The following is a 12,992-nucleotide window of genomic DNA, read 5'->3' as shown; positions in this document are numbered from 1 at the left end:
CCTGCCCCGGCAGCAGAAAGGCGATCGGCCGCTCGCTCGCGGCTTGGGCTGGGGCGGCGACGCTGGCGCTGAGCAGGCGGGCGGCCTCGGGCGCGTCGTGCGCCACCACCGCGCGGCGATGCGCAAATACCTGGCGGCCGGCCTGGAGCGTGAAGGCGACATCGGCCAGCGCGAGGTCGGGATGCGCGTCGAGATGCGCGGCCAGGCGGGTGGCGGCCAGCGCCAGCGCCGGTGCGGTCTTGGCTGAGAGCACGAGCAGCTGCGGCTGTGCGCGCTCGGGCGCCGGGCGGCCTGGCGCTGGCGGCGCCTCTTCGAGCACCACGTGCACATTCGTGCCGCCGATGCCAAACGAGCTGACGCCGGCGCGGCGCGGGGCGCCGGTGGCGGGCCAGTCGGCGAGGTGCGTATTGACATAGAACGGCGTGGCGGGGAAGTCGATCTGCGGGTTGGGCTGGTGGAAGTGCAGGCTCGGCGGGATCTGGCGATGATGCAGCGCCAGCGCCGTCTTGATCAGCCCGGCGATCCCGGCGGCGATATCGAGGTGGCCGATATTGGTTTTCACCGAGCCGACCGGGCAGAAGCTGCTGCGCGCGGTGCTGGCGCGAAATGCTTTTGTCAGCGCCTGTATCTCGATCGGGTCGCCGAGGGGGTGCCAGTGCCGTGGGCTTCGACATAGCCGATCGTGTCGGCGGGCACGCCGGCATTCGCCAGCGCCTCGGCGATCACGGCTGCCTGCCCGTCGACGCTGGGCGCCGTGAAGCCGACCTTCAGCGCGCCGTCGTTGTTGAGTGCCGAGCCGCGGATCACGGCATAGATCGTATCGCCATCGGCCAGCGCGTCCTCCAGCCGCTTCAGCACCACCACCCCCACCCCGCTGCCCAGGATCGTGCCTGCGGCGTCGGCGTCGAACGCGCGGCAGTGGCCGTCGGGCGAGGCGATCCCGCCTTCCTGGTAGAAATAGCCGGTGTGCTGGTTGAGGTTGATCGACACGCCGCCGGCCAGCGCCATGTCGCACTCCTCGCTCAGCAGCCCCTGGCAGGCAATATGTACCGCCGCCAGCGCGGTCGAGCAGGCGCATTGCACCAGGTGGCTCGGCCCGCGCAGGTTCAGCTTGTACGACACGCGCGTGGTCAGGAAGTCGCCGGCGTTCTCGACGCTGATCGCCATCTGCTTGTTCACCAGGCGCCGGTCGAGCGCGCGCTGAACCTCGGGGTGGGTCGCCAGGTTCACCAGCAGGTAGGTGTTGAGCGACGAACCGGCATATACGCCGATCGCCCCGCCGTAGCCCTCGGCGTGGTAGCCGGCGTGCTCGAGCGCGGCCCAGGCGCATTCCAGAAACACGCGCTGCTGCGGGTCGATCATCTCGGCCTCTTTGGGCGAGTAGCCGAAGAACGCCGCGTCGAACATCTCGGAATGCTCGATCGGCGCGCCGGCCTTGACAAAGCCCGGGTCGCGCAGCACCTCCGGGTCGAGGCCGCGCGCGAGCAGCTCGTCGTCGCTGAAGCGCACGATCGACTCGACGCCGTCGCGCAGGTTGCGCCAGAACGTGTCGATGTCGGGCGCGCCGGGGAAGCGCCCGGCCATGCCGATCAGCGCGATCTCGGTGCCAAGCAGCTCCTCAGGCATGCTCACCCCCTGCCAGCGTGCGCTGCTGCAGCCGCTTCTCGCGCCGGCGCGCCCCGCGGCTCTGGCTCTCGGCATAGCTGCTCGGCTGGCTGCCGCCCTGGTCGATCAGCCGCGCCAGCGTGCTGACGGTCGGGCCCTCGAACAGGCTGACGATCGGGATATCGACCTGCAGCTCGTGCTTGATCCGCGCGATCACCTTCAGCCCGATCAGCGAGTTGCCGCCAAGCTCGAAGAAGTTGTCGTGCACGCCCAGCTGCTCGATTCCGAGCAACTCCTGCCAGATCGCCGCGAGCGTGCGCTCGGTCGCACTCGCCGGGTCGACGTAGTCGGTGGCCAGGTTCGGCCGCTGGTGCGCCGGCTGGGCCAGCCGGGCCGAGGCCAGCTCGTCGAGCGACTGCGAGAGCTTGAAGGCGCGGCGCTGCGCGTCGAGCGCGGCCGGGTCGGCGGTCGAGACGATCAGCTGGGCCGCGCTGTTGCCCGCCACGATCCGCTCGAACGCCTCGGTGGCCTCGGCCGTGCTCATGCCGCCCTCGAGCGCGCGGCCGGTGATCTGGTGGTGCAGCTGCTCGACCGCTACCGACATGCCCACGCCCTGCCAGCGGTTCCAGTTGACCGACACGATCGGGCTGGCGCCTTCGGCCGCGCGCTCGGCGGCCAGCGCGTCGAGAAACGCGTTGGCGGCGCAGTAGTCGGCCTGGCCGACTTCGGGCAATATGGCGTTGAGCGACGAGCACAGCAGCACGAAGTCGGGCCGGTCGTCGCGCAGCAGCCGCTCAAGCGCCAGCGCGCCGGCGATCTTCGGCGCCAGCACGCGCTCGCACATCGCGAGCGTCTTGAGCTGGATCACGCCGCCGCCTGGGTCGCCTGCGGCGTGGATGGCGCCGTGGATCGTGCCAAAGCGCGCGCGCGCCAGCTCAAGCGCCGCGCCAAGCTGCTCAGCGTCGGTCACGTCGGCGCTCAGCACCAGCACTTCGGCGCCAAGCGCCTCGAGCGCGCGCACCTGCCGGATCGCGCGGGCGACCGGGCTCTCTTCGCCGTGCCCAGCCAGCCACGCATCCCACTCGGCCGGCGCGGGCAGGGCCGTGCGCGCCAGCAGCACCAGCCGCGCGCTTGCGGTGCGCGCCAGGTGCTCGGCCAGCGCCATGCCCATGCCGCCCAGCCCGCCGGTGATCACGTACACGCCGCGCTGGCGCAGCGCGCCCGGGCCGGCCGCAGCTATGCGCGCCGGCTCGAACGCCCGCACCCAGCGCTGGCCGCCACGGTACGCCACGACGCTGGCGTCGGGGGCGGCGCGCAGCTCGGCCGCGATCTGCGCGATCAGCTGCCGGCGGCGCGCCGATGCGGCGGGCGGCACGGCTATGTCGACCAGGCCGCAGGCGAGCTGCTCGTACTCCTGCGGGATCACCTGGCACGGCCCCAGCAGCGTGGCTTTGGTCGGGCAGGTCGCGTCGCCGCTCTCCACCCGCTGCGCGCCGTCGGCCAGCACCCACAGGCGTAGCCGCTGGTCGCCGGCCTGCTCGCCCAGCGCCTGCGCCAGCCAGAGCAGGCTATAGAAGCCAGCGTCGAGCGTCGCGCGGATGGCGGCCGGGTCGAGACCGGGCTGCTCGGCCCCGCTGACGCTCCACGCGTGCACAATGCAGTCGGGCCACGCGCCGGACTCGCGCAGTGCCGCGAGCAGCCGGCCGTACTGCTCGCGCGCGCGCGGGTCGAGCGTGTAGCTGCGCAGGCTCTCCTGCGCGAAGGAGCCGCCGGGCCGGGCGCGCACCACCTGGTGCCCGCCACGCTCAAGCGCGTCGGCCAGCTCGTCGCCGAGGCCGCACGCGTCGGCGAAGATCAGCCAGCGCTCGGCCGGGCCGCCCGCATCGGCCGCGCGCGGCGCCGGCGTGCGCTTCCAGCTCGGCAGGTAGAACCAGTCGCCCAGGTCGGCCTGCCGGGCGGCGGGCACGGGCGCGTGCGGATCGATCCAGAAGCGCCGGCGCTCGAACGGGTAGGTCGGCAGCAGCACGCGCCGGCGCGGCCCGCCGTGCAGCGCCGCCCAGTCGATCTGCGCGCCGGCCGACCACAGCTTGCCCAGCGTGCCGAGCAGAAACGCCTGGTCGGGCTGGCGGTCGTGCGGGTGGCGGATCGACGCCAGCACCGGCCGCTCGCGCGCGTCGGCCAGCTGCTGGCGCGCCAGCGTGCTCAGTGTGTGCCCCGGCCCCACCTCGAGCAGCGCCAGCCCGGGCTGCTCCAGCAGCGCGCGCAGGCCGTCGGCGAAGCGCACCGTCGCGCGCAGGTGCCTGGCCCAGTAGCTCGGGTCGGTTGCCTCGGCCGGGGTGATCCAATCGCCGGTGACATTCGAGATGTACGGGATCGTGGGCGGGCGCAGCCGCAGCCGCGTCGCGAACGCGCTCAGTGTCCGCAGGATCGGCTCGACCATCGCGGAGTGCGCGGCCACGTCGATCGGGATGCGCCGGAACTCTTGCCCGCGCGCGGCCAGCGTCGCCGCCAGCTCGTCGATCGCCGCGGCCGGGCCGGACACCACGCACTGCTCGGGCGCGTTGACTGCCGCGATCGAGAGCTGGCCGCCCAGCAGCGGCGCTACCTCGGCCTCGGCTAGCGGAAGGCTCAGCATTGCGCCCGCCGGCAGCTGCTCGAACAGCTGGCCGCGCAGCGCCACCAGCGCCAGCGCGTCTTCCAGCGTCAGCACGCCGGCCAGGCACGCTGCCACATACTCGCCCAAGCTGTGGCCGATCATGGCGCGCGGCCGCACGCCCCAGGCCATCCACAGCTGCGCCAGCGCGTACTCGACCGTGAACAGCGCGGGAAGGGCCAGCGCGGTCTGGCGCATGCGCTCGGCGGCGTCGCGTTCGTCGGCGGGGAAGAGCGCCGCGCGCAGGTCGTAGCCCAGGCGCGGCGCCAGCAGCTCGGCGCATGTGTCGACGGCCGCGCGGAACACCGGCTCGCCGGCGTACAGCTCGCGGCCCATGTTCGGGTACTGCGCGCCGCCGCCGGGGAACAGAAACGCGACCGCCCGCTCGCCTGGATCGGCCTTGGCGGTGCTCGCCTGGCCCGCCAGCGCGCTCAGCGCGCCGGCGTGGTCGCGCGCGGCCAGTGCGCGCCGGTAGGCGAACGCCTTGCGGCCAGCCTGCAGCGTATAGGCCACGTCGGCCAGGCTCGCGCCGGGGTTCGCGCTCAGGAAGCCGGCCAGGTTCGCGCCGGCCTGCTCGAGCGCCGCCGGGGTTTTGGCCGAGAGCACCAGCAGCTGCCAGGGCTGCGCCGGCGCGCCGGCCTCGGGCGCGGGCGCCTGCTCGAGCACCACGTGGGCGTTCGTGCCGCCAATGCCAAACGAGCTGACGCCGGCGCGGCGCGGGGTGTCGCCGGCCGGCCACGCGGCCAGGCGGGCGCTCACGTAGAATGGGCTGGCGGCGAAGTCGATCCGCGGGTTCGGCTGGCGAAAGTGCAGGCTCGGCGGGATCTCGCCGTGCTGAAGCGCCAGCACCGTCTTGATCAGCCCGGCCGCGCCGGCGGCGGCGTCGAGGTGGCCGATATTGGTCTTCACCGAGCCAATTGCGCAGAAGCTGCGGGCGCTGGTCTCGGCGCGAAACGCGCGCGTTAGCGCCGCCACCTCCACCGGGTCGCCGAGCGCGGTGCCGGTGCCGTGAGCCTCGACATAGCCGATCGTGTCGGCGGGCACGCCGGCCACCGCCAGCGCCCGCGCGATCACCTCGGCCTGCCCGTCGACGCCCGGCGCGGTGAAGCCGATCTTGTGGCCGCCATCGTTGTTGATCGCCGAGCCACGGATCACCGCCAGAATGCTGTCGCCGTCGGCCAGCGCGTCTTCCAGCCGTTTCAGCACCACCACGCCCGCGCCGCTGCCGAACAGCGTGCCCTGCGCGTCAGCGTCAAACGCGCGGCAGTGGCCGTCGGGCGAGTTGATGCCGCCTTCCTGGTAGAAGTAGCCGGTGCGCTGCGGCATGTGGATCGACACCCCGCCGGCCAGCGCCATGTCGCACTGGTAGCTCAGCAGGCTCTGGCAGGCCAGGTGCGTCGCCACCAGCGCGGTCGAGCAGCCGGTCTGCACGCTCATGCACGGCCCGCGCAGGTTCAGCTCGTAGGCCACGCGCGTGGCCAGAAAGTCTTTGTCGTTGCCCAGCATCACCGGGAAGCTGTCTTCGGCCGCCGAGAAGCGCGGGTGGCCCAGCAGGTTGAACAGCAGGTAGGTGCTCAGGCTCGCGCCGGCGAACACGCCGATCAGGCCAGGGTAGGCTTCGGGGTCGTAGCCGGCGTGCTCGAGCGCGGCCCAGGCGCATTCCAGAAACACGCGCTGCTGCGGGTCGATCAGCTCGGCCTCGCGCGGGCTGTAGCCGAAGAATGCCGCGTCGAAGCGGTCGGCGTCGGCCAGCACCGGCGCGGCTTTCACATAGCTGGGGTGGCGCAGCGCCGCCGCGTCGACGCCCATGGCCGCCAGCTCGGCGTCGCTGAAGAAGCTGATCGACTCGACGCCGTCGCGCAGGTTGCGCCAGAATGTCGCCAGGTCGGGCGCGCCGGGGAAGCGCCCGTCCATGCCGACGATCGCCACATCCAGGCCCTCGCGCGCCGCGCTGCTCGATGCATCGGTCATGCTGCCCTATGCTCCATACTTCACGCGCTGCCGCTGGCGCGCCAGCATCTCGCGCTGCTTCTTGGCGCGGTCGTGGCTCGGCTCGAACGATTGCTGCGCCGGCTGGTCCTGGCTGAGGTATTGCGCCAGCGCGCCGACGGTCGGGTGCTCCAGCAGCTTGATCAGCGGCAGGTCGCGGCCGAGCGCCTCGCGCAGCAGGCTGTGCGCCTGGGCCATCAGCAGCGAGTGGCCGCCTAGGTCGAAAAAGCTGTCGTGAATGCCGATCTGCTCGACCTGGAGCACCTGGCGCCAGATCGCGGCGATCTGCTGCTCGAGCTGGCTGCGCGGCGCCACGAAGCCGCTCGCGCCGTTGATCTGGCGCGGCTCGGGGGCCGGCAGCGCCCGCCGGTTGGTCTTGCCGTTGGCGGTGAGCGGCAGCGCGCCGAGCAGCACAAACGCCGAGGGCAGCATATACTCGGGCAGCCGCGCCCCGAGGAACGCGCGCAGCGTGCCGATCAGCGCGTCGCGCTCGATCTCGCCGCCGGCCTGGCCGCCGCGCGGCACCACGTACGCCACCAGCCGCTGGTCGTCGGGCCCGAGCGCGCGCACAGCCAGCGCGGCCGCGCCGACATCGGGGTGCTCGCCAAGCACGCGCTCGATCTCCTCAAGCTCGATCCGGTGGCCGCGCAGCTTCACCTGGTCGTCGGCGCGCCCCAGGAACTCGATCGCGCCGCCGGGCCGGAAGCGCGCTAGGTCGCCGCTGCGGTACAGCCGCGCATCAGGCTCGGCGCCGAACGGGTCGCGCACAAATCGCTCGGCGGTCAGCTCCGGGCGGCCCAGGTAGCCCCGCGCCAGCCCCGCCCCGCCGATGTACAGCTCGCCGGCCACGCCCACCGGCACCGGCTCGAGCCAGCGGTCGAGAATATAGCAGCGCGTGTTGGCGATCGGCCGGCCGATCAGCGCGGCGTCGGCCGGCTCGGCCACCGGCTGCGTAGCCGACCAGATCGTCGTCTCGGTTGGGCCATACATGTTGATCAGCTGGCAGCCCGGCAGCGCCGCCAGCAGCTCGCGCGCCAGCGCCTGCGGCAGCGCCTCGCCGCCCAGCAGCAGCGCGCGCAGGCCGCCCAGCGCCGCCAGCGCCGCCGGGTCGAGCGCGAGCATGCGCATCAGCGAGGGCGTGCACTGCAGCAGCGTCGCGCCGTGGCGCGCGGCCTGCGCCGCCAGCGAGTAGTCGGCGGCCGGCGCGGCGTTCGCGTCGGCGCGCAGCGCGTCGAGCGCGCGCAGCCCCTCGAGCACCACGTCGGCGTCGATGCCAAAGTCGATCAGGCAGGCCACCTCGTCGACGCCAATCGCCTTCAGGCGCTCAATCATCGGCCGGCAGCTCGCGACGCTGCCAAACAGCGCGCTGCTCTCGAAGTAGCGCTCGAACGCGAACGCCAGCAGGTCGTCCATGTCCTGCGCGCCGAGCTTGCTCAGGTCGGCCGGCAGGTTCAGGCTGCGCGCCAGGTTGCCGATCAGCCCCACCGACGAGCGCAGGTACTCGGTGAACGGCGCGCGCACCAGCTCGCGCACCGCCTCGCGGTCGGCGCCGATCAGCGTGTGCAGCATCAGCGTCACGCGACCGGCCTGCGGGTCGTGGCCGTGCCGCTCCCGCGCCGCGCGGTAGCGCGCGATCTTTTCGGCCACCTCGTCCAGGCTCTGGCCCAGCAGGTGCGTCAGCACGTGCGCGCCCAGCGCGCCAGCCTGCTCGAATGTCTCGGGGTTGCCGGCTGCGGTGATCCAGATCGGCAGCTCTGGCTGGATCGGCCTGGGGAAGATCGCGATGTCGATCGTGTTGCCGCCGCCGCCGCGCGCCGCGACGCGCTCGCCGCGCCAGAGCTGGCGCACGGTTGCGATGCCCTGAGCCAGCAGCTGCTTGCGCTGGTCGTAGTGCTCGGGGAAGAACACAAAATCGTCGGCGTGCCAGCCTGCCGCGAATGCCACGCCAACCCTTCCGCCCGACAGGTTGTCCACGAGCGACCAATCTTCGGCCACGCGGATTGGGTGGTGCAGCGGCAGCACCACGCTGCCGGCGCGGATCTGCACGCGCTGCGTAATGGCGGCCAGCGCGGCGCCCATCACTGCCGGGCTCGGGTACAGCCCGCCAAATGCGTGAAAGTGGCGCTCGGGCGTCCAGATCGCCGCGAAGCCGTGCTCGTCGGCGAAGCGCGCGCCCTCCATCACCAGGCGGTACCGCTCGCGCCCGGCGGTGTCGCTGCTGGCGAAGTAGAACAGGCTGAAATCGAGCGGCCGCGCCTGCGTGGCTGCGGCTGGCGGCGCGCTTAGCCCACCCTCGGCCATCAGCACCACGCGCGCGCCGCGCGCCAGCGGCCAGAATAGCTCGAGCACCGAGATATCGAACGAGATGCTCGTCACCGCCAGCAGCGTGTCGCCTGGGCCACAGCCCACCCGCGCGTCCATGCCCGCGAAGAAGTTCACCACGCTGCGGTGCGCGATCATCACGCCTTTGGGCCGGCCGGTCGAGCCCGAGGTGTAGATCACATACGCCAGCTGCTCGGCACTGGCGCCCCACGCCGCGCGCTCGCCAGGCTGGCGCGCTATCGCCGGCCAGTCGTCGTCGATCCACACAACCTGCGGCGCGCCCGCGGCCGCCAGGTCGGGCAGGCGCTCGGCCAGCCGCCGCTGCGCCAGCACCACGGCGGCGCGCGCGTCGCCCAGCATGAACGCCAGCCGCTCGCGCGGGTAGCTCGGGTCGAGCGGCAGGTAGGCCCCGCCGGCCTTGAGGATCGCCAGCAGCCCGACGGCCAGGTCGAGCGAGCGCTCCAGGCACACGCCCACAATCACATCAGGCCCGACGCCGCGCTCGCGCAGGTGCGCGGCCAGCCGGTTCGCGCGGCTGTCGAGCTCGCCGTAGCTCAGCTGCTGGTCGTTGAAGATCACGGCGGTGGCGCCGGGCGCGCGCGCGGCCTGCGCTTCGATCAGCTGGTGAATGCAGCGCTCGCGCGGGTAGCTGGTGTCGGTGGCATTCCACTCGTGCAGCACCCGCCGGCGCTCGGCCGCGCCTAGCAGCGGCAGCCGCCCGATCGGGCGCGTGGCGTCGGCGGCTGCCCCGGCCAGCAGCACCTGGTAGTGCTCGAGCATGCGCGCGATCGTGTCGCCGTCGAACAGGTCGGCGTTGTACTGCATCACCGCGGTCAGCTCGGCCCCGTCGGCCGCCACCATCAGCGTCAGGTCGAACTGCGCCGCCCTGGCAAGCTCAACCGACTCCAGCACCAGCTCGCCAGCTGCCACCCGCGCGCCCTCCAGCCCCAGCGCCAGCGGCGCGATGTCTAGCTCGCCGGCGTGCGGCGCCTGCTGCAGCGTAAACATAACCTGAAATAGCGGCGATCGGCTTGTATCCCGTATTGTATCCAATCTTTCCGCTAATAATGCGAATGGAAATTGTTGATGCTCGAATGCCGCCAGTACGGTGGATCGTGCCTGGTGCAGCACTTCGGCAAAGGTCGGGTCGCCCGCGAGCTGGGCGCGCAGCACCAGCGGGTTCACGCAGTAGCCCACCAGATCGGCGGTATCGGCCGAGGTGCGGCCGGCCGTGGGCGAGCCGATCAGCATATCGTCCTGGCCGGTGTAGCGCAGCAGCAGCACCTGAAATGCCGCCAGCAGCGTCATATACAGCGTGGCGCCGTGCGCCTGGCCGAGGTCGCGCACGGCCTGCGACAGCTCGGCGCCGAGGCGGAGCGCGCGCGCGCCGCCGCGGTAGGTCTGCACCGGCGGGCGCGGCCGGTCGGTTGGCAGCTCGATCGATGGCGGCGCGCCGCTCAGCTGGCCGCGCCAGTAGCTCCACAGGCGCTCGCCCTCGGGGCTGGCCAGCAGCGCCGATTGGCGGCGCACAAACTCGGCGTACTCGATCTGCGGCGGCGGCAGCTGGGCTGGTGTGCCCGCGCGCTCGGCCTGGTAGATCGCCAGCAGCTCGCGCAGCAGCACCGCCAGCGACCAGAAGTCGGCCACCAGGTGGTGTATCACCAGCAGCAGCACGTGCTCGCGCGCGCCCCGGCCGAACAGCTCGATCCGCAGCAGTGGCCCGCGCTCAAGGTCGAACGGCCGCAGCGCCGCGGCGTCGAGCCGCTCGCGCAGCTCGGCCTCGCTCCAGCCGCTGGCATCGTGAGTTGCAAGATCGAGCGTGGCATTGGCATGCACGCGCTGCGTCGGCTGGCCGCGCGCGGTGCTGATCGTCGTGCGCAGCGCCGCGTGGCGGCTCGCCAGCGCCACAAACGCGCGCCGCAGCGCCTCGGCGTCCAGGTCGGCGGCCAGGCGCACGGCGCTGGCGATGTTGTAGGCCGGGCTCTCGGGCGCGAGCTGGTGCAGGAACCACAGCGCGCGCTGGCCGTAGGTCAGCTCGAATTCCGCGCTGGCCGGCGCGGCCGGCGCGGGCTGGCCGCGTGCTGGCGCGTCGAGCGCCGCAAGCAGATCGTCGGCCAGCTCGGCCAGGCTGGCGCCTTCGAGCAGCCGGACCGCCGCCAGCGGCACGCCCAGGTCGCTCTCGACCTGGTGCTGCAGCTCGATCGCCGCCAGCGAGTCGAGGCCATACGCGCTGATCGGCCGCGCCATGTCGAGCGCGGCGGGGGCGACGCGCAGCGCGCGCGCGGCCTGATCGCGCAGGTACTCCTGCAGCTGCGCGCGCCGCGCCGCAGGGCTGGCCGCCGGTGCCACGCCCTCGGCCACCTCGGCCACCTCGGCCCGATCGCTGAGCGCCAGCAGCTCAAGCTCGCCCGCGAGAAAGCGCTCGCGGCAGCGGCGGCGCTGGATCTTGCCGCTGGTCGTCTTCGGCAGCGTGCCCGGCTTGATCAGCGCCACCACGCCGGCCGAGATCTCGTGGGCCTCGGCCACCGCCTGGCGAATGGCATCGATCGCAGGCTCAAGGCTGCCCCGGCGCTGCTGCCGGTCGACCTCCTGAACCACCACCAGCAGCTCGTCGCCGTCGCGCTCGACGGTGAACGCGGCGCAGCCGCCGCGCTGTAGCGCCGGGTGCGCCTGCTCGGCCGTCTGCTCGATATCCTGCGGGTAGTGGTTGCGCCCGCGAAGAATGATCAGGTCTTTGATGCGGCCGGTGACGAACAGCTGGCCCGCGCGCACAAATCCCAGGTCGCCGGTGCGCAGAAATGGCCCGTCGCCGCCGGCGAGCCTGGCCGCGAAGGTTTCGCGCGTCGCGTCGGGCTGGCCCCAGTAGCCTGCGGCCACGCTGGCGCCGCGCACCCAGATCTCGCCAACCTGCCCGGGCGCGCGCGGCTCGCCCGTCGTGGCGTCGGCGATCTGCACGTCGAGGCTGGCGCGGCCGCAGCCCACCAGCCGGCGCGCCTGCCTGCCGCCGTCGGCCACGCGATGCTGCTCGAGCGCCGCCGCGTCGAGTTCTGCCACCACTAGCTCGGCGGTCGGCGGCCCGCCAGACACCAGCAGCGTGGCCTCGGCCAGGCCATAGCAGGGGAAGAAAGCCGAGCGCCGGAAGCCGCTGCCCGCGAATGCTGCGGCGAAGCGATCGAGCGTAGCCGCCTGGATTGGCTCGGCGCCGCTGAAAGCCACCTGCCACGAGCGCAAATCGAACGCCGCGCGCTCGTCGTCGGCGATCTTGCGCACGCACAGGTCGTAGGCGAAGTTCGGGCCGCCGCTGGTGGTGGCCCCGAAGCGTGTGATCGCCTGAAGCCAGCGCGCCGGCCGCTGCAGAAACGCCGCCGGGGCCATCAGCGCCACCGGGAAGCCGCCGTACAGCGGCTGCAGAATGCCGCCGATCAGCCCCATGTCGTGGTACGGCGGCAGCCAGATCACGCCCTGGCTGGCCGGCGTATGGCCGAACGCCTGGTGGATCAGCGCCGAGTTGTGCAGCAGGTTGGCGTGCGTCAGCACCACGCCCTTGGGGTCGGCGGTCGAGCCCGAGGTGTACTGGATCAGCGCGATGTCGTCGGGTTCAATGCTGCGCTCGCGCCACTCGTCGGCCTGCGCGCCGGGCAGCCCGTCGGCCGCGATCCAGCGGATCGGCTGAAACAGCGGGTCTTGCGCGGCCAGCGCCCCGGCCAGCTCCATGCTCGGCTGGGTCGTCAGCGCCAGCGCGGGCTGGCAGTCGCGCACGATCGCGCGCAGCCGCGGCAGGGTGCGCCCGAGGCGCGCGGGGTTGGGCGGGTAGGCCGGCACGGCAACCACGCCCGCGTACAGGCAGCCAAACAGCCCGGCGATAAACTCAAGGCCGGGAGGAAAGATCAGCAGCGCCCGGTCGCCTGGCGCGGCGTGCTGCTGAAGCTGTGCGGCAATCGCGCGCGCCGCCCGGTCGAGCGCCGCGTACGAAAGGGTGGCCTCGTCGCGCTCGCCGTCGCGCAGAAATGTGTAGCCGGATTGAGCCGGCTGCGCGTGCGCGCGCGCGCGCGCAAGCTCGACCAGACTCGCGAATATCTGGCTCATCACCACCTCGTTGGACACAGCACCGCGCTGCGGTGCCAGCGGCACAAGCGCCGGGCACACACAGAACTCTCGCCCTGCGGGCGAGATATAAACGCATATTGACGGGTTGCCGGGTGATGATGAGACGAATCGACATTGTGCTGGCGCTCGAGCGAGCACCATACTGCAACCGACGCCTATGTCGTTGAGAGCACCGAACTCATCGCTGAAACGGTTCCCTGTCGATGTATAGCTATCTGGCGGAGTTGAGAGCTGTGGATATGGGCTTGGATACATTGTAGTATCCGAGGCTGAGTATATATCAAGCTTGGGCAAACGTCAAGCCCTATGCTTTTCC

The 12,992-nt window shown here is 72.2% G+C and carries 2 protein-coding genes and 1 pseudogene; all 3 read right to left on the bottom strand.

All coding sequences use genetic code 11. From position 1 onward, the window contains the following. Positions 1-115: 115 nt before the first annotated feature. Positions 116-1,584 (bottom strand): annotated as a pseudogene (locus U0177_RS01755) (type I polyketide synthase); the annotation flags it as partial. 34 nt (positions 1,585-1,618) lie between these two features. After that, a complete protein-coding gene (locus tag U0177_RS01750; protein ID WP_409568858.1) occupies positions 1,619-6,229 on the bottom strand; it encodes an SDR family NAD(P)-dependent oxidoreductase in 4,611 nt (1,536 codons plus the stop codon). Positions 6,230-6,235: 6 nt separating this feature from the next. After that, on the bottom strand, positions 6,236-12,655 hold the full coding sequence (locus U0177_RS01745) for a MupA/Atu3671 family FMN-dependent luciferase-like monooxygenase (RefSeq protein ID WP_409568857.1): 6,420 nt from the start codon (positions 12,653-12,655) through the stop codon (positions 6,236-6,238). Between the last annotated feature and the right edge of the window lie 337 nt (positions 12,656-12,992).

The sequence above is a fragment of the Kouleothrix sp. genome, assembly GCF_046328425.1.
Lineage (GTDB): Bacteria > Chloroflexota > Chloroflexia > Chloroflexales > Roseiflexaceae > Kouleothrix.
This window is presented reverse-complemented; position numbering and strand designations above follow the sequence as displayed.